The sequence below is a fragment of the Actinomyces lilanjuaniae genome (genome assembly GCF_003606385.1).
Taxonomy (GTDB): Bacteria; Actinomycetota; Actinomycetes; order Actinomycetales; family Actinomycetaceae; genus Actinomyces; species Actinomyces lilanjuaniae.
Map to the genome: position 1 here is coordinate 2854046 of NZ_CP032514.1, position 22299 is coordinate 2876344.

The 22299-nt window shown below is 68.9% G+C and carries 22 protein-coding genes, 1 tRNA gene and 1 pseudogene; 8 read left to right on the forward strand and 16 right to left on the reverse strand.

Annotation, left to right across the window (positions count from 1 at the left end):
• Nucleotide 1 precedes the first annotated feature (1 nt).
• The 6 genes from D5R93_RS12230 to D5R93_RS12255 form a co-directional block, all read right to left on the reverse strand.
• Nucleotides 2-505, reverse strand: coding sequence for a pilus assembly protein (locus D5R93_RS12230; protein ID WP_243106803.1), 504 nt, complete (start codon nucleotides 503-505; stop codon nucleotides 2-4).
• Complete coding sequence (locus tag D5R93_RS12235; protein ID WP_120205501.1) at nucleotides 502-2046, reverse strand: CpaE/TadZ family protein; 1545 nt, start codon at nucleotides 2044-2046, stop codon at nucleotides 502-504. The genes D5R93_RS12230 and D5R93_RS12235 overlap by 4 nt, the downstream gene beginning before the upstream one ends.
• Nucleotides 2046-2768 (reverse strand): Flp pilus assembly protein CpaB, encoded by a 723-nt coding sequence (gene cpaB, locus D5R93_RS12240; protein ID WP_119835492.1) that lies wholly within the window; start codon nucleotides 2766-2768, stop codon nucleotides 2046-2048. Before cpaB ends, D5R93_RS12235 begins: the two co-directional genes overlap by 1 nt.
• Nucleotides 2765-3601 (reverse strand): hypothetical protein, encoded by an 837-nt coding sequence (locus D5R93_RS12245; protein ID WP_119835491.1) that lies wholly within the window; start codon nucleotides 3599-3601, stop codon nucleotides 2765-2767. Before D5R93_RS12245 ends, cpaB begins: the two co-directional genes overlap by 4 nt.
• 293 nt (nucleotides 3602-3894) lie before the next feature.
• The gene (locus tag D5R93_RS12250) at nucleotides 3895-4764 is read right to left on the reverse strand and encodes a prepilin peptidase (protein WP_243106804.1); all 870 of its coding nucleotides are present in this window, start codon (nucleotides 4762-4764) and stop codon (nucleotides 3895-3897) included.
• Between the two features lie 11 nt (nucleotides 4765-4775).
• A complete protein-coding gene (locus D5R93_RS12255) occupies nucleotides 4776-5252 on the reverse strand; it encodes a DUF192 domain-containing protein (RefSeq protein WP_119835490.1) in 477 nt (158 codons plus the stop codon).
• A 262-nt stretch (nucleotides 5253-5514) separates the two neighbouring features.
• Here D5R93_RS12255 and D5R93_RS12260 point away from each other — a divergent pair, with 262 nt between their 5' ends.
• The 3 genes from D5R93_RS12260 to D5R93_RS12265 are packed head-to-tail and all read left to right on the forward strand — an operon-like array spanning nucleotide 5515 to nucleotide 6522.
• Complete coding sequence (locus D5R93_RS12260; protein WP_119835489.1) at nucleotides 5515-5856, forward strand: type II toxin-antitoxin system VapB family antitoxin; 342 nt, start codon at nucleotides 5515-5517, stop codon at nucleotides 5854-5856.
• Nucleotides 5857-5908: 52 nt separating this feature from the next.
• Entirely contained in the window at nucleotides 5909-6145 is a 237-nt protein-coding gene (locus D5R93_RS14870; RefSeq protein WP_341466827.1) for a hypothetical protein, read from the forward strand.
• Complete coding sequence (locus D5R93_RS12265; RefSeq protein WP_341466828.1) at nucleotides 6127-6522, forward strand: LytR C-terminal domain-containing protein; 396 nt, start codon at nucleotides 6127-6129, stop codon at nucleotides 6520-6522. Before D5R93_RS14870 ends, D5R93_RS12265 begins: the two co-directional genes overlap by 19 nt.
• A gap of 122 nt (nucleotides 6523-6644) precedes the next feature.
• On the opposite strand, the gene D5R93_RS12270 is transcribed toward D5R93_RS12265, so the two are convergent.
• Nucleotides 6645-8051 carry a uracil-xanthine permease family protein gene (locus D5R93_RS12270; protein WP_119835487.1) on the reverse strand — a complete coding sequence of 469 codons (1407 nt, stop codon included), beginning with the start codon at nucleotides 8049-8051 and terminating at the stop codon, nucleotides 6645-6647.
• Nucleotides 8052-8290: 239 nt separating this feature from the next.
• On the opposite strand from D5R93_RS12270, the gene D5R93_RS12275 reads away from it, so the two are divergent.
• Entirely contained in the window at nucleotides 8291-8695 is a 405-nt protein-coding gene (locus D5R93_RS12275; protein WP_243106805.1) for a hypothetical protein, read from the forward strand.
• A 79-nt stretch (nucleotides 8696-8774) separates the two neighbouring features.
• Entirely contained in the window at nucleotides 8775-9512 is a 738-nt protein-coding gene (locus D5R93_RS12280) for a glutamine amidotransferase-related protein (RefSeq protein ID WP_119835486.1), read from the forward strand.
• Nucleotides 9513-9593: 81 nt separating this feature from the next.
• Here the strand turns inward: D5R93_RS12280 and D5R93_RS12285 are convergent, their stop codons facing one another.
• From D5R93_RS12285 to tadA, 6 genes are all read right to left on the reverse strand, one after another.
• Nucleotides 9594-10283: an NAD(P)H-binding protein gene (locus D5R93_RS12285; protein ID WP_119835485.1), complete on the reverse strand. Its 690-nt coding sequence runs from the start codon at nucleotides 10281-10283 to the stop codon at nucleotides 9594-9596.
• Between the two features lie 188 nt (nucleotides 10284-10471).
• Nucleotides 10472-11206, reverse strand: coding sequence for a glutamine amidotransferase (locus D5R93_RS12290; protein ID WP_119835484.1), 735 nt, complete (start codon nucleotides 11204-11206; stop codon nucleotides 10472-10474).
• Nucleotides 11207-11283: 77 nt separating this feature from the next.
• The gene (locus D5R93_RS12295; RefSeq protein WP_119835483.1) at nucleotides 11284-12108 is read right to left on the reverse strand and encodes a nucleoside phosphorylase-I family protein; all 825 of its coding nucleotides are present in this window, start codon (nucleotides 12106-12108) and stop codon (nucleotides 11284-11286) included.
• 334 nt (nucleotides 12109-12442) lie between these two features.
• Nucleotides 12443-12528 (reverse strand) — tRNA-Ser (locus D5R93_RS13435).
• Nucleotides 12529-12713: 185 nt separating this feature from the next.
• Nucleotides 12714-13286, reverse strand: coding sequence for a DapH/DapD/GlmU-related protein (locus D5R93_RS12300; protein ID WP_119835482.1), 573 nt, complete (start codon nucleotides 13284-13286; stop codon nucleotides 12714-12716).
• Nucleotides 13287-13443: 157 nt separating this feature from the next.
• Nucleotides 13444-13911 (reverse strand): tRNA adenosine(34) deaminase TadA, encoded by a 468-nt coding sequence (tadA, locus tag D5R93_RS12305; protein ID WP_279221436.1) that lies wholly within the window; start codon nucleotides 13909-13911, stop codon nucleotides 13444-13446.
• Nucleotides 13912-14287: 376 nt separating this feature from the next.
• On the opposite strand from tadA, the gene betT reads away from it, so the two are divergent.
• Nucleotides 14288-16441 (forward strand): choline BCCT transporter BetT, encoded by a 2154-nt coding sequence (betT, locus tag D5R93_RS12310; protein ID WP_120205503.1) that lies wholly within the window; start codon nucleotides 14288-14290, stop codon nucleotides 16439-16441.
• A gap of 146 nt (nucleotides 16442-16587) precedes the next feature.
• Here the strand turns inward: betT and D5R93_RS12315 are convergent, their stop codons facing one another.
• A complete protein-coding gene (locus tag D5R93_RS12315; protein WP_119835479.1) occupies nucleotides 16588-17454 on the reverse strand; it encodes an aldo/keto reductase in 867 nt (288 codons plus the stop codon).
• 467 nt (nucleotides 17455-17921) lie between these two features.
• Here D5R93_RS12315 and upp point away from each other — a divergent pair, with 467 nt between their 5' ends.
• A complete protein-coding gene (gene upp, locus D5R93_RS12320) occupies nucleotides 17922-18560 on the forward strand; it encodes a uracil phosphoribosyltransferase (RefSeq protein ID WP_119835616.1) in 639 nt (212 codons plus the stop codon).
• A 71-nt stretch (nucleotides 18561-18631) separates the two neighbouring features.
• The gene (locus tag D5R93_RS12325) at nucleotides 18632-20320 is read left to right on the forward strand and encodes a variant leucine-rich repeat-containing protein (RefSeq protein ID WP_162933972.1); all 1689 of its coding nucleotides are present in this window, start codon (nucleotides 18632-18634) and stop codon (nucleotides 20318-20320) included.
• 106 nt (nucleotides 20321-20426) lie between these two features.
• Here D5R93_RS12325 and D5R93_RS12330 read toward each other — a convergent pair whose 3' ends face one another.
• Complete coding sequence (locus D5R93_RS12330) at nucleotides 20427-21326, reverse strand: MetQ/NlpA family ABC transporter substrate-binding protein (RefSeq protein ID WP_119835477.1); 900 nt, start codon at nucleotides 21324-21326, stop codon at nucleotides 20427-20429.
• 224 nt (nucleotides 21327-21550) lie between these two features.
• Nucleotides 21551-22298 (reverse strand): annotated as a pseudogene (locus tag D5R93_RS12335) (methionine ABC transporter permease).
• Nucleotide 22299 lies beyond the last annotated feature (1 nt).

The following is a 22299-nucleotide window of genomic DNA, read 5'->3' on the forward strand; positions in this document are numbered from 1 at the left end:
CTCAGTCCTCCGGGAAGTAGGCGGTACGGCTCACCGTGACGTGCTCGGTGGTCAGCATCGGCAAGCCGATGGGGACCCTGGCTGTCACCTCCACGCAGTGGGCGGAGCCGCAGCCGTCCCTCACCGACTCCAGAGTGACCCAGCTAGGAAGCGAGCGCTCTGCGGCCACGGTCGCAGAACGCCCCAGCATCGCGGCCCGGGCACCGTCGCGGGCCGCCGCGCTGACAGAGGTCACGGTGGCGACGGCCAGGAACCCCTGGAGCAGCATGAGCAGCACCAGCACCACGATGGGGACAAAGGCGATCAGCTCGATGTCAAGGACACCGCTCTCGTCACGGCCCAGCCTCCTCAGCAGGCGTCCAGGACGAACCGTGCTCCTGGTCGTAGTGGTCGTCTCAGTCACCCTCTCACTCACCTTCTCAGCCTCCGTCTCGGTCACGGGGCCTGTCACCGGCCCAGTCGCGGGCATGGTCACGGGCATGGTCGCAGGCATGGTCGCGGTCATGGCTGGGCCTCCCACACGATCCCGGCCCTGGCAGAGGTGCTCAGGTCCAGGACGGAGGGCACCGGGACGGTGGCCGTCACCTCACTGGAGGCGCTGCGCTCGATCCTGAGCCCCGAGCGGTAGGGAGCAGGCAGCCGGTCCCTCACCTCACGCTGGACCTCCGCCGTGCTCATGCCGGTCCCGTAGGCGTGGGCCGCCTCCTGTGCCGCGTGGTTGGCCATCATGTAGGACACTCCGTAGCCGAGCAGCTGGACGCACAGCAGCAGCGCGGCCGTAGCCAGGGCAAACACCACCGGGAACTCGACAATCACCTGTCCCCGCTGCCAGCGACGGCTCTTGGCACCGCCACCGCGACGGCGCAGCCGCGAGCCCGGCGCCCCCGCGGCCTCCGGGGGAGGCGCTGAGGCGGCCGCGGCCCCGCTCAGGAGCAAGCTGGTCACGGGCTGGACCGCCTTGGCCAGGGCAGGCACCGTGGCGGTGAGCAATGTGGAGGAGTTCACCGCCACGTCCATCTGCGAGGTCAGGTCCGGGACAGAGGCCGCCAACGGAACCTCGGTCATCCGTGCCGCCATCCTGGGCTGGATCTCGCGCTGCCGGCCACTGCGATTCATCACCATCTCCACGATTCGTCCATGGGCAATGTCAAGTCGGGTGAACGCCTGCGTCAGGCGCCGCACTGAGCGCAGGGCCGGGGCGTCGGGGGTGGCCACCACAAGCACCCGGTCCGCGCAGTCCAGCGCCATGGCCAGGACGTCGTCCATGCGGCTGCCGCAGTCCAGGACCACGTGGTCGAACTGGTAGCGCAGCATGCTGATAATCTGGCGGGTGGCCGCCTCGGTCATAGCCTCCCCTGCCTCGCCGTGCTCCGGGGCAGGTAGCAGGGAGAGCCCGCCCGGCAGCGGGTACATGACCTCGGCGACCTCGCGGGCGCTGGCCTCCGCCGCGATGTCTACCAGGTCGATGACCGAGCGCCGTACGGACAGGCCCGTCATCGCGGCCAGGTCTCCGCCTCGCACGTCCAGGTCCACCAGGCAGGTGCGGACGTGCTGGGCCAGCTGGGCGGCCGCTACCACCGCGATCGTCGAGGTGCCCACCCCGCCCTTGGCCCCGACCACGGCGGTGACGGTGCCCTGCCGCCGAGCGCCGGCCTCCTCCTGCGCTCCGACCTCACGTACCGCCTGGGACCAGGCGAGCACCGGCTGAAGGCGGCTGTAGAGCTCCTCCAGGGAGAGGGGGAGGGTGAGCACGCTGCGGGCACCCGCGTCCATGGCAGCGCTCAGGAGCTCGGTGCTGCGGCTGCGAGCCAGCAGGATGACCGGGACCAGGGGGTAGGAGCGGGCCACCTCCTGCACGACCGCGAGCGCGGAGACGTCGGCGAGGGCCTCGTCGACAAGGACGCAGGAGCCCTCGTCCGTATCCAGGTGCTCGCGCAGACGTGCCAGGGACTCCACCGCTGTGACCTCACCCAGCCCCTCGGCCTCTGCCACCGCCGCAGCCACCTGTCGACGCACAGCCTCCTCACTGGTCAGCAGGTACTGCATCACTGCTCGCCCTCCTCGTCCTCAGCCGGGGCGCCCATCGCGGTGTACTCCGGGTTGACGACCAGGCTGTCGTCGCCCTCGCGGCGCAGCAGGAGCCTCAGCTTGGTGGAGAAGCTCTCCCCGTAGGCCAGCTTGAGCGAGTCGTCCGGGGTCAGGGCGAAGGTGACCGGCACAGCCTCCGACTCGGTGAAGTCGCCGGAGTCGGACTCGTCCTCCACGGTGGTGGCCACCCCTACGTCAGTGACCAGGGCGTTCTGGATGATGACCTCGGCCGTGCGCTGCTCGGTGGTGGGGTCCTCCAGGGTGGTCACGACGTCCACCCGGGCGCCGGAGGTGATCTTGCCGGCCACGCCGGTCTCCGCGTCCACCATGATCGTCACCTCCCGGTACCCCTCCGTCAGCTGTGGGGGGTCCTGGAGCATGCTGGCCTGGAGGACCGCCCCCTGGCTGTAGGAGGAAGCGGCCACCTTCCCCTGGAGCTCACTCAGGTCGTGGACCGCGTCGTCAGGGACCCAGCGCTGGGGTACCTCGACTGCCGTGACGTCCTCAGCCGTGACCTCCTGCAGCTCGTTGACGTCGCCAGACAGCTCCAGGACGGTGGTCACGGGACCGACCTGGGAGGACACGGACTGGACGTAGTTGAGCACCACCACGAAAGTGACCAGGGCGCCCAGGACCGTAGCGAGGATAAGCAGGACGCCGCGTCGTTGGCGTGGATTCATCGTGCCTCCTTTGGTGAGTGGGCAGCGGCAGGTGGCGGTGGCGCGGGGGCGGCAGGTTGCGGCGGCGGGACGGTAGGTGGTGGCACCGGAGCGGCATAGGGCACGGTCTCGTAGGGCCAGGTCCCGCACAGCAGGCAGCCCTCGGAGGTGGCCAGCTGCCCGCAGCGCGGACAGGCTGTCCGGGCAAAGCGCGCCAGCGCCTGGTTGACCAGAGGCTCCGGATCCGCGTCAAGCACCGTCAGCTCCGCCCAGGCCCGCGCCGGCCAGCGCCGGGATCGGGGCAGGACCGGTTCGCGGTGGATCCCGAGCCGGTCAAGGTTGCCAATGACCCGGCCCGAGTCGTCCTGGGCAGCCCAGAGCGCCAGGCGCGTCCCCCTGGGCAGCTCCCAGGTGAGGTCGTTGACCTTGGTGACCACCCCCCGGCCCAGGTCCAGGGCAAAACGTGTTCCTGGCAGCAGGCCCTGCACGTGCTGGCTGAGGCTGGGTGCCGGGCTGGTCAGCCCGCTGACGGACGTCAGCGCGACCCGGGTGCGTAGTGCGGGCGCAAGAGCGCTGACGACGACAGGGGCCTGGCCTAGCGCCCACGGACTGAGCCGGAGCAGGCAGTAGGCGAGCGCCCGGAACCGCGTCTCCGGCTCGTCAAGTGCCAGCACGCCCAGCGAGCCGTGGTTAAGGACGGCGCGAACCGTACGGGCCTCCTGCTCCTCCTCGCCGGTGCGGCACAGGAGGAGCGTGGGACCGTGGTCCTGGCCCGCGAGGACCTCAAGGACCTGGGACGCGGCCCGGTCACCGGTGTCACCACCCGGGGAGCGGGAGCCAGGGAGCACAAGCATCGTGTGGGGACTTTCTGTGTCGTTGCCGCACGCCGTGCGCGCAGCACCGTGGCCGTTTCAGTGAGCCACAGCCAATGGGATCTTTGGGAGGCAACTGGTAATCAGGCGCTTAGGAGGCGCCACCGAGATGATCTCCTGGTGAGTTCTCGGCGAGCCTCAAGGAACACCGTAAGGAACACCGTAAGGAACAACGTTTGGATAACGACGGTATCAGAAACATACAACCCTCTTCCCAATGACTGTGTGTTCTAAACATCACACTAAGAATCCCTCTTCGTCCTCCCATCACACTGTCAGGTCACCACCAGGGGCCAGGTCAGCAGGGCACCCGCCACCAGGTAAGGGCCGTAGGCCATGGGGTCCTTGCGCCCGGCCCGGCGGGAGACCAGCAGGAGCACGGCCGCCAGCCCGCCGAGGAGGACACCGACCCACAGGGCCACCAGGACCACCAGGCCGCCGTACCACCCCAGCCACAGCCCGATAACCGCGCACAGCTTGACGTCACCCATCCCCAGGCCTGAGGGGAGCAGCGCGAGCAACAGGCTGGCACCTCCCGCCCCCAGGCCGCACAGCACCGCCCGCAGGGCCGCGCCCGGGCTCCCCGGTCCGACCATCACGGCCACCACTGCGCTCAGCCCCAGCCAGGCCGCCGCCGAGCCCAGCAGCCGGTTGGGCAGCAGACGGGCCACGACATCCACGCTGGCGGCACACGTCAGCAGGGCATAGACCGGCACAGCCACCAGCGCCGCGCCCGTCGCCCCCGCCCGCAGACCCCATCCGGCGCACAGCCCGCAGGACAGCAGCGCGAGCACGGCCTGCGGCCCGGTCCCCAGGAGCCCCGGCCACACCAGCCGCTGGCCCGAGGTGGCGACAGCATTGCCACTATCACTATCACCCGCATCATCACCACCATCACTGCCGTCACTGTCGTCATTGCCGTCACTACCGTCGCCGGTATCTTCATCGGGGACCGGCTCGCGGACGTAGCGGCGCGCCCACGCCGACACCGGCCCCGCTACCACCACCACCGAGCAGACGAGGACAGCACCGAGCAACCAGGGGGCGAGTGCGGACAACGAGCTGAAGGTCCCAGAGAAAGCCCCAGAGAAGAGCGGCGCAGGGAAGAGCACCGGGGAGGGAGACAGGGATGACGGTGAGGGCACGACAGCGTCCCTCAGTGGCCCTGGACCGCGACGTTGCCGCACCTAGCGGCGTCAGCAGCCCCACACGGACCGGTCAGGCCAGCCGGGTCCACCGCACCGGCCGGGTCCGCGAGAACCACGCTCGACAGCACCGCGCCGGGGGCCACCCCCGCACGAGCGGCCTGCCCTTGCGCCATCTCCACCACTGCCGCAGCACGCGGACGAGGCAGCCCCACACGGCCGGGCGCCAGCGGGGCGACCGCGAGCACCTCGCCGGAGCGGGCGATATAGACGACATCAATGGGATAGCGCATGCCCCAGCAGTGGACCCAGCTGCATCGCGTGATCCACACGGCACCGTCGATTCCGTCAGTCCCCAACAGACCGGTGCGGCGCTCGCTCCTGCTGCGCGCCGTCCACACCGGCAGGTCCGTCACCTTCCCGTCGACGGCAAGTCGGGGGAGCGGGCTTGTCGCTACGGCTGACCAGGTCGGTGTTGTCCTAGGCACGCGCGGAGAATACAGAGCCGCCCGGCCCCCTCATAAGGGGCGTCCGCCCCCACACGACGGGGCGTCAGCAGGGCACGACGAGGTACCGCCAGGTGGAAGGCCGTGCTCCAACCGCGCCGAACCGATCCTCAGTAGGACGCGCCTCCCGCCGCGCAGGCGACTCGCCGCCGCACCTGCGGGACCATCCCACTCATCTGAGTGCCCACCACGGCTCACGGCGGCTCTGCCAGCCGGACGCACCCACGACCACTAGGATGACCTCGTGATCTTCAAGGCAGTGCGCGAGGCGGCCCCGTACCCGGAGCACGGGGTCACGACCCAGCGCGAGTGGGCTGTCATTGCGCCACGCCAGGTTCGGCTGGCCGATCTCACTACCACGCGCGCGACCCTTGACCTGCGCACCCTCCTTGACGACGACTCGACGTTCTACGGAGACCTGTTCGCCCACGTCGTCGCCTACCACGGCGAGCTCTACCTGGAGACGGGGCTGCACCGCGCCCTGCGGGCCGCCCTCCAGGGGCGCACCGCCATCCACGCCAGGATACTGGAGGTCGACGCCAACGGCGTGCCCCGTCTCGCCCCGGCCCCGCCGACAGACTACTGAGAACTGCTGACGGACGACGGCGCCCACCGCTGTCGTCTACTACCCTGGGGGCGTGAGCAGCCCCACGGACCCACGTGCCGAGTACCGGCAACACATGCAGCGTCGGCAGACAACCGTCATCGGCACGGTTCTGGCTATCATGGCCGGCCTGGTCGTGATCGGCCTGCTGGTGTGGACCGGTCTGATTCCCCTGAGCGGCCCGGCCTTCTCCCGCGACGAGGCCACCGAGGCCTACACCCCGCCCCCTGCCCCCCGGCCGACTCCACCACCGTGGACCTCACGGGGCTGACCATCAACGTCTACAACGGCTCGGAGACTATCGGCCTGGCCGGCACTGTGGAGACCGCGCTCACCGACGCCGGCCTGACGGTGGGCACCGCTGACGACTGGCCTGAGGACTACCGCGGGAACGTCCAGATCATGGTCTCCCAGGCCGGGCTGGTCAACGGGTACTCCCTGGCCCAGATCTTCCCCGACTCCACCGTGCAGATCGACACCAGCCTGGACCCCTCCGACGAGACGGTCTCTGTGGTCCTCGGCGCGGAGTACGCTCACACGGTACTCACCGCTGACGAGATCGCCCTGGTCGGCTCCGGCCAGACAATCGTCCCGCCGTCAGGCTGCGTCGCCCCCGGCGATGCGACCGCTGCGGCCACCGACGACTAGCCCACTGACGACAAGCCGACAGTGCCTGGCACTGACCGGCACCGACCGGGACTGACCGGCTCAGGCTGACTCAGCCGACTGGCTGGCCTGCCCCGGCCCCGCTTCCCCTCAGGTCCCACCGCTCAGTCCTGGGCGGCTCGGGTGGCTACCCGCTGAGAGTAGGGCGGGCCCTCCAGCTCGCTGCCCGCAGGGGCCGAGGCCGGGGAGACCTGCTCCAGGTTGGTCCCGCGCACCCTCGAGATCCACCGCATAACGTGGTAGATGACAATTGCGGCGGCCGAGCCCAGGGCGATCCCCTCAAAGCTCGTCCCGTTCCACACCAGGGTGTAGTTGGCAATGGCCACCACCATGGACACCGCAGCAGTGTTGAGGTTGACGGGGTCAGAGAAGTCCACCCGGTTCTGTACCCAGATACGGACCCCCAGCATCCCGATCATGCCGTACAGCACCGTGGCCGCCCCGCCCAGGACACCCGCAGGGATCGTCGCAATCACCGCACCGAACTTAGGCAGCATGGACAGGACCAGCGCCGTGACAGCTGCCACCACGTAGGCCGCTGTCGAGTAGACGCGAGTGGCCGCCATGACACCGATGTTCTCCGCGTAGGTCGTGGTGCCCGACCCGCCTCCCGCTCCGGCCAGGACTGTGGACAGCCCGTCAGCAGCCAGGGCACGCCCGGTGACGTCGTCGAGGTCCTCCCCCGTCATGGCGGACACCGACTTCACGTGCCCGATGTTCTCCGCGACCAGGACCAGCACCACAGGGACGAACAGCCCCAGGAGGGAGACGTCGAAGGCGGGAGGGTGGAAGCCCGGCAGCCCCGCCCAGGACGCGGAGGAGACCGCGGAGAAGTCCACCTCACCGCGTAGGCAGGCTGTCAGGTAGCCCGCCAGCACGCCGATCAGGATCGCCAGGCGGCTGATGATCCCCTTGAACAGGACGGTCACTAGCAGGACGGACACGATGGTGACCACGGCGGTCACCGGAGCGGCCTGCACGTTGTCCCACGCTGACGGAGCCAGATTGAAGCCGATGAGGGAGACCACCGCACCGGTGACGATCGGTGGCATGAGCCGGTCAATCCAGGAGGCACCCGCCAGGTGGACCACGACGCCGACGACCAGCAGGGAGGCTCCCGCTGCGATAACACCCCCCTGAGCCAAAGAGGCCCGGTGGGCGTCAAGGGGGGCGCCTCCGTCGGCTACGTAGCCGGTGACCGCACCGATCGGGGCGATCAGGGCGAAGGACGACCCCAGGTAGCTAGGTAGGCGTCCCGAGGTGATCCCCAGGAACAGCAGCGTCCCCACCCCGGTGAAGAACAAGGTGGTGGCCGGGTCGAAGCCTGTCAGCAGTGGCACCAGGAAGGTGGCGCCAAACATGGCCACGACGTGCTGAACGCCGATACCAATCGTGCGTGGCCAGGTCAGCCTCTCGTCAGGGGCCACGACCTCGCCCGGCGTGACGGAGCGACCGTCACCGTGAAGGCGCCAGCCGCGGGAGAAGGGGAGTGAGGAGGGCAGCGGGGACATTCTTCTCCTGCCTGCAGTGTGGACAGATGCGTGGGGCAGGTGAGCGTCGGCGGCCGACGTCGTCCGCGCCTGCGCAGCAGGACCCGGCAGAGCCTGCCGGGCCTTCAGCATAGGCGTGCGCCCACGAGCTGGTCGACCTAGGCAAGGGTGGGATCGGTCGCAGGTCTGTCACTCCTGGGGCAGGTCGCCCGTGGCTACGAGGCGCTCACGCCCGTGCAGGCATCAGGCATGATGAGGTCATGAGCCCGCCCCCACCCCTACCACCGCAGCAGGCCCCCGGAGCCGGATCGGCAGCCTCAGCAGCCTCGGCGGCGGATCTGGTATCTGACCTGTGGCCAGGACCCTTCGCCGCCTTCCCCGGGACCGAGATGCTCCAGCCCTCAGAGGTCTTTGCCGGCCCCGGCTACCAGGCCCCGCAGCCCCGTACCGACCCGGTAGCAGCCCTCGCCCTGGGCTGCACTCTCCTGTCCCTCGTGCCGGGCGTGGGGATCCTCGCGCTGGGTCTGGGCCTGTGGGGCGCCCGACGCGTGCGGACCCGGTTTGCCACCGGGGCCTCCCTGGCCCGGCTGGCAGTCGTCGTCGGTGCCGCCGCCACCGTCGCCTGGCTGTGGCTCGGTGCGCTGCTGCTGCTCCCGATCTCCTGAGCCTCTCCCGTGCCGCGCCTTCCCGCGGCACGACGACCACCGGTTCCCCTGAGACAACGGTTCCCCTTAGGGTAGTGGCGTGAAGCCTTTCATCATGGTGTCTACGCGTCCCGAGCTGGAAGCGGCACAGCACGAGTACGAGTCATTCCTGGCGCAGAGCGGGCTGGCCCGCCAGGACCTGCAGCACGTCCAGCTGGAGGAGATCGACTTCCTGGACGCCTTCACCGCCCGTGACGTCTCCGGGGTCTTCATCGGTGGCAGCCCCTACAACCCCTCGACTCCCGCGACCGCCAAGACCCGCAGCCAGCTCAGGGTAGAGGACCAGGTGCGCGAGCTGCTAGCGGTAGCCCTCAAGGAGGGCGTGGCCCTGCTGGCTACCGGCTTCGGCCTGCAGGTGCTGGCCGCCTACCTGGGGACACAGGCCGAGGAGGAGTTCGGCGAGGAGCTGGGCGCCGCAGACATCTTCCTCACCGCGCAGGGCCGCGAGGACCCGCTGCTTCACGGAATGCCCCAGGTGTTCAGCGTGTTTGTCGGCCACCACGAGGGGGTGGGGCAGATCCCGCACAACGCGACCCTGCTGGCCAGCTCCCCGGACTGCCCCGTGCAGATGATCCGGGTGGGCAAGGCTGTCTACGGAACCCAGTTCAACCCCGAGCTGGACGCGGCCCGCTTTGAGCAGCGCGTGAGCATCTACGCCGACGCCGGCTATGGCGACCCCGACCTGAGTGAGGACATTCTGTCCAAGGCCCGCTCCGAGGCCCCGCACGAGGCCGGACGGATCATCCGCAACTTCGTGACCCACTTCAGGCGGGACTAGAGCCTGCTGCGTCCCCCTGCGCCGAGGGGGGCCGAGGGGATCGGTTCGGGAGCGGGCCGCAGGCTCCGGGGCAGGACAGGCTCAGGACAGGTCTGCGTAGGCCAGGGGCACGTCAGCCACCGCTTGGGCGATCGGCGTGTCACCGTCGTGGAAGGGGATGACCCGACCGACGCTGCGCGGCTCGTCCAGGACAGCCGCGATAACGCGTGCCACGTTGCCTCGCGAGGTCAGTGCCGACGCACCGGACTGGTCATCTCCGCCGACCCGCTCCACGGTGATGCGCCCCGACGGCTCCTGGGCCGTCAGCCCGCCGGGCCCGAGGATCGTCCACTCCAGGTCGGTGGACTGGAGATGGCGGTCAGCGGCGATCTTGGCAACGGCGTAGGCCCGCAACGGGTGGTCCTCCGGGACCTCGCCGTAGGCAGTGATGAAGGAGACCATGACGTAGCGGGTGGCGCCCGCTGCCGCAGCAGCGTCCATGGAGCGCAGCGCCGCTGCGCGGTCAACGGCGTCAGTGCGGGCCGGTCCGCCCTTGCCGCCCGCTCCGGCTGACCACACGACCGCCCGTGCCCCGGCAAAGGCCTGCGTGAGCTGTTCGGTACTCGCCTCCTCCACGGAGAGCACCACCGGTAGGGCGCCGGTGGCGGACACCTCCTCAGCATGGTCCGGGTTACGGATCAGGGAGAGGACCTCGTGGCCTGCCTCAACGAGCAGCGGAGCGGTGAGAAGAGCGACCTTGCCGTGGCCGCCGACGATGACGATACGAGACATGAACAGGTCCTTTCGACTGGCACCAGGCGGTGCCGTTGCTGCTGCCCCAGGCGAGCACCTTCTGCGCGACGACCAGGGCTGGCCTGGGTCCTGCCTGGAGCGGCCCCGGACGTGGCTGCCATCCTCCACCTGCCACCGGGTCCCCGGCCAGCCTCACTCGCCGCCCGCGAACGCGCCCGCGAACGAGGTCAGTCGCGAGCGTGCACCGCCACGAAGTTGGCCAGCACCTTCCAGGAGTCACTGACGTCCGGCTCACTGGTCCAGGCCTGGATACGCGGCAGGTCCTGCGTCTCAAAGTACCCGTGCCCGGCGTAGAAGCCCAGGCGGTAGGACAGGGCGGGACCATCAAGCTCGGGGTGGAACTGGGTGGCGTAGAGATTGCGACCGACCCGCAGCATCTGGTAGGGACAGGAACCTGAGGTCGCCAGCACCACGGCGTTGCGGGGTGGCACCGTGACAGCGTCCTTGTGGGCCACGAAGGCGCGGAAGGTCGCGGGGATGTCGACGCAGACCGGGTCGTCAAGCCCCTCAGGCGTGAGCGTGACCTCCGGGGCGGAGACCTCCTCCCGGTAGGTCCCGTCAACCACCGCCCCCTGGTGAGTTGCCAGGGTGCCCACACCGTAGCAGGCTCCCAGGAACGGGAAGTCGGCCTGCACCAGACGGTCGAGGAGCGCGTCGAACTCGGCCTCCACACGCAGCTGGGTGGCCGACTTCCTCTCCGCAGGTGTCGTCGTGTTGAAGGGGGACCCGCCCACGATGATGCCGGACCAGTCCTCAAGGCTGATCTCCGGCATAGGACGAGCCTCGAGGCGGTGGCGTACCAGGGTGGACTCCTCCAGACCGGTACGCAGCAGGAACGACTCGTACTCAGCATCCGCAGGCCCGTCAGCGTCACGGGTCGCCAGGAACAGGAAGGGCTTCACACCACGACTCTAGCGAGCAGCAGGCGGCGCAGCCGCATGATCGTGCACGCCGGGCACGTGGCCTGCTCCACGCCGGGCTACGCCTCGCGACGGGCCAGCCGGGCCAGGACAGCCTCAACGGCCTCGTGGACCACGACCGACGCCGGCTGCTGCGCTGTCGAGCCAGCCGGGGCAGCGCGACGGCCGCTAGGCTGACTGACAGGACCAACGGCCTCGTCGACGAGAACCAGCGCCGCGGTGGCCACCCCACCGCCAGCCAGGGCCATCCCCTCCGCGACCGTGTCCGTGACGACGGCGTCGACTCCCATGCCAGCCAGGATCCTGGCCTCAGCGGGAGTGGGGCGGAGCGGACCCGCCCCCAGGGCTACGACACCGGTGCCTCGCACTCCGGGCAGACGCGACACGCGTGTGGTCAGGTCCTCGTCCCAGGTGGCCTGGATCAGGCGCTCGGAGGGAAACAGCGGCGTGCCCGAGAGGCTGACGTGGTCACCGACGGCCAGGAGATCACCAGGAGCCGCCCCGCCCACGGAGGAGGCGCGGGTGACCAGGAGAGCGGCTCGAGCACCGGAGCCCGCCACGATCCTGGCCAGCGCCGTGGTACTGCGAGCGGGGTGCCCCTCGTACAGGCAGGTACGGCCCCGGGCGACAAGGACGCCGAGGCCACCGCGGTCGTAGGAGAGCAGGGCGTCCTCCTGGTCGGCACTCCTGGGCTCCAGGACCCCCGGCAGAAAGGACAGACGCACCCGCGCCTGAGGAGCGCCCCAGGCCGCGTCCAGCTCGGCCAGAAGCTGCGGTTCACACACGACCAGAAGGTCGTGACGCGGCCGACCCGTAGCCAGGAGGATGGAGACTCCGGCGGGGTCCTCGTCCCAGGTCTCAGGCACAGCTGGCGACAGGGCCATTGGTCCTCCCTCTGTCGTGTGTGGTTGACGTACCCGAATGAGGGTAGCGCTATAAGACACCGTTTACCTGCGCACGCCTGTGAGAAGCACCTAGGATGATTATGGTCCGCTGGAGAGAACCTCAAGAAAGTCTGGGTATTCTGAAGTTCTCTCGCCACGCCGGACCGCCGTCCAGTCAAGGCAAGATTCGTCACATAAGCGCTTGAGCAGACCAGGCTGAGCCGTTACGCACACCGGCAGGTCAGGCCGCCAGCAGCACAGGAACCACGGCACCGCTGCGCACACGTAAGCCCGGGTCGCCCCGTCATCGTGAGGGGCCACCCGGGCACTGCGGCGGTAGCGCTGGGATTCGAACCCAGGGTGGCTGTAAACCACACAGACTTTCGAGATCTGCACCTTCGGCCGCTCGGACACGCTACCTTGTGGCACCGAGGGTACACGGGGCCTCCAGCTCCCTCCAACGGGCGGCTGCTGCGAGGTAGGTCACCACATAGCTGACCGGGCGCCGGGCGGCCGGTCGACGGGCGCAGGCTCCAGCCGCACGAGCAGCGGAAGACCGTGTCGCAGCGATCCACTGGCCTTACCGGCTGGCCTTACCGGCCCCATCAGGCCTCAGGCACCTGCCTGATGACCCGGGCCGGGACGCCGCCGACGACGGTCCGCGCGGGCACGTCCCTGGTCACGACTGCCCCTGCGGCCAGGACCGCCCCGTCCCCCACCGTGACGCCGCTGGTGACAACGACCTTGGCTCCCACCCAGACGTCGTCGCCCAGTCGGATCGGAGCCGGGTGGGTCGTGGCCCGGTCGGCGACCGCAAGGGAGTGGTCCAGCGTCGCCAGGACCACGTCGTGCCCGATAAAGCAGCGGTCCCCGACCCAGATGCCGCCCTGATCCTGGAACCGGCACCCGGAGTTGATGAAGACCTGCTCCCCCAGGTGGATGTTGGCTCCGAAGTCTGTGGTGAAGGGCGGGAAGAGACGGAAGGACTCCGGGACGGCGCGAGTGGTGATGCGCTCCATGAGCGCCCGGATTTCCCCCGGATCGTGGTAGCCGGTGTTGAGCTCGGCCGTCAGACGCTGGACCTCCACGGCACGCTGGCTCTGGAAGGCCGCCTCCTGGCTTCCGCCACGGATCGGCTGGCCAGAGGCGACATAGTCAAGAAAGGTACGAAGATCCATCGCTACCCCCAGGTCATTTCATTGCCTGCAGTGCCCCTTGCAGCGCCACAAGGCAGGCGCAGCCCGGCCCCTGCAGGCCTAGTGTGTCACAGTGGGGACCGTGGCCACGAGCCCTCGGCCAAAGCATCGACGCCGCTCGTGGCAGCCCTCCCGCCGCCTACCGTCGCCGGGAGAAGAAGTCCTCCAGCAGGGCAGCCGACTCCTGCGCCCGCACCCCGGCACGCACCTCGACCTGGTGGTTGGCGCGCGCATCGCGCACCACGTCACGCACCGAGCCGCAGGCACCGGTCCTGGGCTCCCAGGCTCCCAGGACGAGCCGCGCCACCCGGGCCAGCACAAGAGCGCCGGCACACATGGTGCACGGCTCAAGCGTGACCACCAGCGTGCACCCCTGAAGCCGGGCGTCCGCGAGGACGGCTCCAGCGGCGCGCAGCGCCCGGACCTCCGCGTGCGCCGTGGGGTCGCGCTCGGCCTCACAGGCGTTGGCAGCCTCAGCCAGGACTCGGCCGTCGGCTCCCAGGACCACCGCGCCCACCGGCACCTCGCCCTGCTCTCCCGCCGCCGCCGCGAGCTCCAGCGCTCGCGCCATGGCTGCAGAGTCGGCAGAAGAGGCAGGAGGTAATATCCCAGAAGAGCCTGCGGAGCCCGGTATCGCCGACGTCGCCCACGTCGCGTCCAGCCTCGGCCCCTGTCCCACTGCCCCAGGATGGCAGACCAGCCTCGCAGTCCCGCACGCACCACGCCCCAACAGCCCCGAGAACCGGGCAGAGACCTCCTCGCGACAGAAGAGACAGATCTCACAACAACCCCGCTCATTCCCCCAGATACCAGAGGTCGTACCACCAGATTTCAGCAGCGCAGCAGGGGCTGCGGTTGCCATATCTCCATGAACCTGCCAGGGTCGCCCCGGTTTGCACGAATCTGCCTGAGTCACCACGACAGGCACGAGCCACAGTGACTACGAACGGAGCACATCGGTGTCTCAGCCACCAGCACGTCCTATGACCGGGGCTGCCGCCAAGGAAGCCACGGAGCAGCAGACTGAGCACTCGCCGCGACAGGTCCTCAACGCGCCGGTCTTCGTCTCCTCCGCCATCGTCATCGCTGTCATCGCCCTGAGCGCCATCTTCTTCCCCCGGGCGGTGTCAGACGCCTTCGGTAGCGCAGTCTCCTGGACGGGTCGCTGGTTCGGCTCCTTCTACATCCTCCTGGTCACCGTCACCCTCCTCTTCTCCATCGTCCTGGCGCTGTCGAAGTTCGGCAAGATCCGGCTGGGACCCAGCAACTCCACCCCCGACTTCTCCACCTTCTCCTGGGCCGCCATGCTCTTCGCCGCAGGCGTGGGAACCGCCATCATGTTCTACGCCGTGGCCGAGCCGGTTGCCCAGTACATGGCGCCCCCCACAGGAGAGGGCCAGACTGTCGAGGCCGCCCGTAACGCCATCGTCCTGACTCTCCTGCACTACGGCATCACCGGCTGGGGCCTGTACTCCATCGTCGGCATGGCCCTGGCCTACTTCGCCTACCGTCGCCACCAGCCCCTGGCCGTGCGCTCCACCCTGCGCCCCCTGCTCGGCGACCGCGCCGACGGCGTGCTGGGGCACGTCGCTGACGCCGCCACGCTCATCGGCGGGGCCGTGGGCATCGCCGCCTCACTGGGAGTCGGCGTCGTCCAGCTCAACGTCGCCCTGACCATCCTGTTCGGCCTGCCTCAGGGCACCCCCACACAGATCGGGCTCATCGTCCTGTCCGTGCTCATGGCCACCATCTCCGCCGTGTCCGGGGTGGACCGTGGCGTGCGCGTCCTGTCCAACATCAACGTCCTGCTCGCGGTGGGCCTGGCCATGTGGGTCCTGGTCACCGGCGACACCGCCTTCCTCATTGACGCGATCGTGGGCAACGTCGGCGACTTCATCACCCAGTTCCCCTCCCTGACCCTGGAGACCTACGCCTACGACCGGCCCACCGAGTGGCTCAACAGCTGGACACTCTTCTTCTGGGCCTGGTGGATCGCCTGGGCCGCCTTCGTCGGCATGTTCCTAGCCCGCATCTCCCGCGGGCGCACGATCCGCGAGTTCGTCATCGGCGCCCTGGTCCTGCCCTTCAGCTACGTGCTCATGTGGAGCTCGATCTTCGGCAACAGTGCGCTGGACCTCATCCGCTCCGGCAACCTGGACTTCGCCGAGCTGACCGTCAACGAGCCCGAGCAGGGGCTCTACACCCTGCTCACTCACCTCCCCGGGGGCACCTTCCTCGTCGCGCTGGCACTGTTCATCGGGATCCTCTTCTACGTCACCAGCGCGGACTCCGGCGCCCTGGTGATGTCCAGCCTGTCCAGCCACGTGCGCTCCGAGAGAGAGGACGCCCCTGCCTGGCTCCGGATCTTCTGGGCCAGCCTGGTCGGTGTCCTCACGATCGCCATGCTCGTGGCCGGCGGCATCCCGATCCTCCAGCAGGCCACCATCGTCATGGCCCTGCCCTTCTCTGCCGTCATCATCGTCATCATGTTCTGCCTGTGGAAGGCGCTGAGCACCGAGGCGAGCCACAGCGTGACCCGCTCGCAGGCCTACCGTAACCGCAGCCTGGGCCTGACCGGGACCGCAGCGGGGCTCACGCGCATCTCCTGGCAGGACCGGCTCTCCCACACCTTCAACACGGTCTCCCCCAGCCGCGCCAAGCGTGCCCTGGACAACCGCATCGTCCCCGCCCTGGAGGCCGTGGCCACCGAGCTGCGCAAGGAGAACCTGCACGCTGAGGTGGTCGTTGAGGGTGAGGAGGCTCAGGACCCCGACGACGAGCGTAACTTCCTGGGACGCGCCACCCTTGTCGTCAGCGCGACCGAGGCCGGGGAGTCCGCAGAGGGCGAGGACTCCCTCGACACCGACTACGAACGTTCCAGCGGGCTGGACTCCTTCCGCTACGTGGTCCGCATGGTCCAGGCTCCCGTGCCCGCCTACGGTCCTGTGGTCCACGAGGCAGACGACCTGACCGTGCGCCTGGAGGTGCGTCCCAGCGGCGGCGGCCAGGGCTACGACCTCATGGACTGGTCCGCCGACCAGGTAGCCCACGACGTCCTGGACCACTACGAGCGCTGGCTGGAGTACCTCGGCTTCACCGAGACGGCGGCCCGGGCCTCGGGCGGTTCCGCCCAGTAGGGCGCCGCACAGCGCTCGGCCGTGTACAGGCGTACGCCACCCGCGCTGCACGCCTGTACACAGAACAGGCACAACAGGGTCGGGCGGGACCGCAGAAGCCAGCGGTCCCGCCCGAGCCTGTCACTAGAAGGTGCACGACGACGGGCTCAGTCCTCCTCGACCTGATAGGTGGCCAGGTACCCGATGAGCTCAGGGTCGCGGTGGTCGACAGTCAGGCTGTGGCCCTCGTCCAGGGCAGCCACGGCCTCCAGGTCAGCCTCGTCTAGCGAGAAGTCCAGAATGTCGAGGTTCGCGGCCATGCGCTCGCGCTGGACCGACTTAGGGATAATGATGACGTCGCGCTGCAGCAGGTAGCGCAGGGCCACCTGGGCCGCGGTCTTGCCGTGCCTCTGCCCTACCCTCGTAAGCACCGGGTGGGTGAAGATGTTGTTCCTCCCCTGAGCCAGCGGCCCCCAGGACTCCAGAGCAGTACCGTACTTGGCGTACCAGGGGCGGCTGTCCACCTGCTGGTTGAACACGTGGGTCTCCATCTGGTTGACCGCAGGGGCCACGTCGACGTTGCCTGCCAGGTCCACAAAGCGGTCAGGGTAGAAGTTGGACACGCCGATGGCGCGCACCTTGCCCGACTCCAGCGCCCTCTCCATGGCGCGGTAGGTGCCGTAGTAGTCGCCGAAGGGCTGGTGCACCAGGAGCAGGTCGATGTAGTCGGTGCCCAGGCGGCGCAGGGAGCCGTCGATGGAACGAGCCGCCTTGGCCTCCCCGGCGTTGGAGATCCACACCTTGGTGGTCAGGAAGACCTCCTCGCGCGGCAGGCCGGAGGCCGCCACGGCGGCCCCCACACCCGCCTCGTTACGGTAGGCCTGGGCGGTGTCGATGTGGCGGTAGCCGACCTCCAGGGCCTCGCGCACCGCCTGCTCGGTCTCCTCCGGCGGGGTCAGGAAGACGCCGTAGCCGATCTGCGGGATGGTCACCCCGTTGTTAAGAATGATGTCCGGAATGGTCTGGGTAGTCATGACACTCCTTCGTGGTCCTCTGACAGCTCTTCGACGGGCTGCGGTGGACTCGGCGGAGCCGCGCGCATCACCGCAGACACCCCTGCTGCTTTCTCACGCTGTCGAAGCGCCTGCACGTGACGCCTCACCGCATTGCCATGGTAATGGCGCCGCGAGAACGCGGCGCACAGCCCAGCCCAGACTGCGCCAGCCGCGTATCTCCCGGCGCGCTGCCTTGCGCAACAGGCCTGGCTATGTGCAAATTAGGTCACACCGATCGGCGAGCCACAACGATCGGGCTTCCCCTCCGTGTCCCCACGCCTGATCCGCAAGGTCCTACACGCTACGCAAGACACACTCGGCCGGAGGACGCGTCGACGATGTGCAGCATCCCTGCCGTCCTGTGGCATCCCCTTCAGCGTCCCCCGCAGCATCCTCGCGGGGACGCCTACCAGGCCAGACGCAGGCAGGGACCGTACCCTGGTCCCATGCGCCTGCTCGTTGCCGACCACCCGCTCATCAACCACAAGCTCTCCGTCCTGCGTGACGCCAGGACACCCTCGGCGGTCTTCCGCCTGCTGGTAGACGAGCTCGTGACCCTCCTGGCCTACGAGGCCACACGGGAGGTGCGTACCGAGCAGGTGGACATCACCACTCCCGTGGCCGTGGCCCACTGCCGCCGTCTGGCCGACCCTCGCCCTATCGTGGTGCCGATCCTGCGGGCCGGGCTGGGCATGCTGGAGGGCATGACCCGGCTGCTACCCACGGCTGAGGTCGGGTTCCTCGGCATGAAGCGCGACGACGACACCCTTGAGGTAGAGACCTACGCCAACCGCCTCCCCGAGGACCTATCGGGGCGCCAGTGCTTCGTCATCGACCCGATGCTGGCCACCGGGCACACCCTGGTCGCAGCCATCGACTACCTGCTGGAACGCGGCGCCCGCGACGTCACCGCCATCTGCCTCATCGCTGCCCCCGAGGGCGTAGCCGCCCTGGAGGCGGCGGTCGGCCAGCGCGCCAACGTCACTGTGGTGACCGCTGCAGTAGATGACAGCCTCAACGAGCACGCCTACATCGTGCCGGGCCTGGGCGACGCCGGGGACCGGCTCTACGGGATCGTGGACTAGCCCGGGCCCAAGGCAGCCCGAGTGCTGGTCGCGCGCCGTCTGCAGGGCGCAGCACTCACTATGCTTCCCTCGTGAGTGAGTCGCAGAGCGCAGCAGGCGGGTGGGCATCGGCAACGGACCACACCACCGTGGACCGTGACGCCGTCGACCGTGACGCCGCGACAGCAGCCAGCCGGTTCGCCCCACCCGGCGACCTGGAGCGGATCGCGGCTGCACGCCCTGACCTGCACCCCGTCCTGGCAGCGAACCCTGCCACGCCGTCGCCGCTGCTGAAGCACGTAGCCCAGTCCGCTGACCCGAGGGTTCAGGAGGCCCTCAGGAGACAGTCGCAGAAGGCAGAGGCAGCGCCGCACCCCTGGGCTGCCGCGTCTCGCACAGACGCACCGCTCACACCCGGACCATCCGCCGCCCCGTCTGCTGCTCCACCCTCGCCTCCCCTCACCACCCTGACGCCCAGACCGCCCCGCAGGCGGAGGCTGGCCCGGTCACTCGCCGTCGTCCTGGCGGTCCTCCTGGCACTGGGCGGTGTCGGCGGGGCTGGCTGGTACTGGTGGCAACGGGACTGGTCCAGTACCACCGTCAGCACGACAGGCGTGGTGATGCTGTCCGACTCCTGGGTCGCCGGCGCCCACACACTGTGGCGGGAGGCGGTCGATCGTGACGCCGAGGTCGTCGTCCTCGGGAGCTACCTCCTGGCACTGTCCGGGCAGGACAGCACCAGTGACACGGTCACCGCTCACGGGTACAGGGTGACGCCCACAGCACTGGAGGACATCTGGACCTCCGAACTTCCCAGGCCCGGTGAGGACAGCCCTGTCGATCCCCTGGACACCCCGACACCACTGACCCTGTGGGGACAGAGCACCGCCGTCTACGGCTCGGTCCTCATCGACCTGGAGACCGGGTCCACGAGCAGCGCCCCGTGGAACGACGACCAGGCGGCCGGTATCGCAGGCACGACCGCCATCACCTGTACCGAGAGCGACAGGTGTACAGCCTGGGGTGAGGACCGCGAGCGGCTGTGGTCCCTCTCCCTGCCGGACATGGGCACGGACGCCTACAGCGACGGAGCCTCAGCCGACTACACCAGCAGCGTCTACCTCCCGGTCTTCCGGCACGGCGACGACGAGTTCGTCATCATCGCGGGGGCCGTCATCAACATGGCGACCGGGGATCCGCTCCCGCTGACGGGCCCGCGCAGCGACTATGCCTACACCCTCGCGGCCCAGGACGGGTGGGCACTCGTCTCCAGCCGGGCCGGCAGGAGCGCTCAGACTGTCACCACCTACACAGTCGAGGGGTCGAAGCTCGATGAGATCACGGTGCCGCGGGAGAAGTCCCTGCACACCGTCGGCTCCTGGACCGCTCTGAGGACTTTGGACCAGATCACCTCAGACCTGCGCGACCCTGGTCCCTCCGCCAGCGGCGTGCTGGTACGCACCGACAGCAGCTACTGCGTCTATGAGGTCGTCGTGGAGGGTGAGAACTCGTTCCCGGTACCGCACCGCTCCACGGACACCACCTCCTGCCCCGCTACGGGGATACTGCTCAGCCAGCGCACCGCCATCGCCCTGGTCCCGAACTCCTACAACCCAACGAACGCCTTCACCTCCATCATGGACCTGCGCACTGGCGCGGAGGTCGAGTTCCCAGGAACAGACCCGCAGGACGGCACCACCTACACGGCTTCCTCCCCCGAGCTTGTCATCGCCGCCTCGCCTGGGGACGGCACGCTGACCGCCTACGCCCCCGGCACCTAGGCTGACCAACCGTGATTGGCGCCCAGGTGCCGGGCAGGAGACCACGGCAGCCCCGGCTCGCACGCAGCACAGGGCACCCCGGGGCTCCTCAGCACCCCGAAGCTCCTCAGAAGGCAGGCAGCACCGAGCCGTCGCTCCAGTTCTCCTCAATAAAGGCGCGCACGTCGTCGTGGTTGAGGAGCTCAGCGAGCTTCTGGAGGCTCGCCTCCTCCCGGTCCCCGGCGCGCACGACGAGCTGGTTGACGTGGGGGCTACCCTCAGCCGTCTCCAGGAGCAGCGAGTCCTCGTTGGGGGCCAGGCCCGCGTCGATGGCGTAGTTGCCGTTGATCACCGCGGCGGCGGCATCAGGCATGGAGGCGGCCGTCTGCGCCCCGTCGACGGTCTCGAACTCGAAGCCGCTCGGGTTAGAGGTGACGTCGTTGGCGCTGGGCATCTCGACGGACTCGTCCAGCTCGATGAGACCGTTGTCAGCCAGCAGCTGCAGCCCGCGGGCCGCGTTGGCAGGGTCACTGTTGATCAGGATAAGACCCCCCTCAGGCAGGTCGTCCACCGAGGTGTACTTGGAGGAGTACAGGCCCAGGGGCTCGATGTGGACGTCGGCAATACTGACGAAGTCGTAGCCCTTCTCGTCGATCTGCTGCTCCAAGAAGTTGGGGGTCTGGTAGAAGTTGGCAGCCAGGTCACCATCGTTCAAGGAGGTGTTCGGCGTCTGGTAGTCGTTGATCTCCACGATGTCCAGGCTGATACCGCTGCCCTCGACCAGGTTGTCCTGGACGTACTGCAGGATCTGCACGTGGGGGACGGGCGTGGCACCGATCGAGATGACGACGTCGTCGCCCTGCTGCTCAGTACCGGGGATCGGCCCCGAGCTGCTGCTGCAAGCGGCCAGGGTCGCCCCGACAGCCACGACGAGGCCGGTGGAGAAGGCGCGACGGGTCAGGCCGACCGACCTGCCCGGTGCCGTCGCCACGCGACGCCGGGCAGAGACAGGAGAAACGGAAGACATGTGAGAGGTCCTTTCAGATACGAGCCGTGGGTCCCAGGCCAGCAGGGCGCTGGCCACGGCAGTTGCAGGGGGTCAGGTAGGCAGTCGCCAGCACAGGCCGACTGCCGCCGAGGCCAGGCGTCGTACCGGGGGTGCCGGGCAGCCGCTGCCGTGGATAAGACCAGTCATCCCCCAGCAGCTGCCAGGACCGAGGCGGCTCGCCGTTCCTCCGGCTGGTGGTTGCCTCAGCGGTGGTCCACCAGCCGGCTGAGCATGTCGCCAGCCAGCTGGATGACAGCGACGATCAGCAGGATCAGGACGACGGAGACGACCATGACATCAGACATGCTGCGGTTGTAGCCGTACTGGATGGCGAGGTCCCCAGGCCCCCGCCCCGATGGTGCCCGCCATGGCGGTGTAGCCCAGGAGGGCGATCAGGGTCACCGTGGCCGACTGGATGAGAGTGGGCAGCGCCTCCCGGACTAGCACCCCCCAGGTGATCTGGGTCCCGGAGGCCCCCATCATAAGAGCCGCCTCGACCTTGCCGTGGTCCACGTTGTTGACCGCCGTCTCCACTAGTCGCGCGTAGAAGGGAATCGCCCCGATGGTCAGCGGGACGCAGACGGCCTGCCAGCCCAGGGAGGTGCCCACAATCAGCCGCGTCAAGGAGGCGATCGCGACCATGAGGATGATGAAGGGCATGGAGCGCCCGACGTTGACCACGAAGGAGAGGACCTCGTAGAGAGGACGATTGCGGTGCTGTCCACGCGTGCCCGTGGTCACCAGCGCCAGTCCCAGGAGCAGCCCCAGGACGACTGTCAGGAAGCCCGAGACAAAGGTCATCTGCATCGTCTCGGTGACGGCGCTCAGGAGCCTGCGCTCGAACACCGGGTTGTTCTGCCACGTCTGGTCCTCACTGCTGGCTGCCAGAAGCACAGGGGCCGCACCCAGAGCCGCCTGCGTGGAGCCGTGCGCGGCAGCAGAGACACTCATA

Excerpts from the sequence above, each read along its gene's own strand:
- D5R93_RS12230 (WP_243106803.1), bottom strand. The coding sequence starts at position 505 with ATGACCGCGACCATGCCTGCGACCATGCCCGTGACCATGCCCGCGACT.
- D5R93_RS12235 (WP_120205501.1), bottom strand. The coding sequence starts at position 2,046 with ATGCAGTACCTGCTGACCAGTGAGGAGGCTGTGCGTCGACAGGTGGCT.
- cpaB (WP_119835492.1), bottom strand. The coding sequence starts at position 2,768 with ATGAATCCACGCCAACGACGCGGCGTCCTGCTTATCCTCGCTACGGTC.
- D5R93_RS12245 (WP_119835491.1), bottom strand. The coding sequence starts at position 3,601 with ATGCTTGTGCTCCCTGGCTCCCGCTCCCCGGGTGGTGACACCGGTGAC.
- D5R93_RS12270 (WP_119835487.1), bottom strand. The coding sequence starts at position 8,051 with ATGTCCCCGCTGCCCTCCTCACTCCCCTTCTCCCGCGGCTGGCGCCTT.
- D5R93_RS12275 (WP_243106805.1), top strand. The coding sequence starts at position 8,291 with ATGAGCCCGCCCCCACCCCTACCACCGCAGCAGGCCCCCGGAGCCGGA.
- D5R93_RS12285 (WP_119835485.1), bottom strand. The coding sequence starts at position 10,283 with ATGTCTCGTATCGTCATCGTCGGCGGCCACGGCAAGGTCGCTCTTCTC.
- D5R93_RS12295 (WP_119835483.1), bottom strand. The coding sequence starts at position 12,108 with ATGGCCCTGTCGCCAGCTGTGCCTGAGACCTGGGACGAGGACCCCGCC.
- D5R93_RS12300 (WP_119835482.1), bottom strand. The coding sequence starts at position 13,286 with ATGGATCTTCGTACCTTTCTTGACTATGTCGCCTCTGGCCAGCCGATC.
- betT (WP_120205503.1), top strand. The coding sequence starts at position 14,288 with ATGACCGGGGCTGCCGCCAAGGAAGCCACGGAGCAGCAGACTGAGCAC.
- D5R93_RS12315 (WP_119835479.1), bottom strand. The coding sequence starts at position 17,454 with ATGACTACCCAGACCATTCCGGACATCATTCTTAACAACGGGGTGACC.
- upp (WP_119835616.1), top strand. The coding sequence starts at position 17,922 with ATGCGCCTGCTCGTTGCCGACCACCCGCTCATCAACCACAAGCTCTCC.
- D5R93_RS12330 (WP_119835477.1), bottom strand. The coding sequence starts at position 21,326 with ATGTCTTCCGTTTCTCCTGTCTCTGCCCGGCGTCGCGTGGCGACGGCA.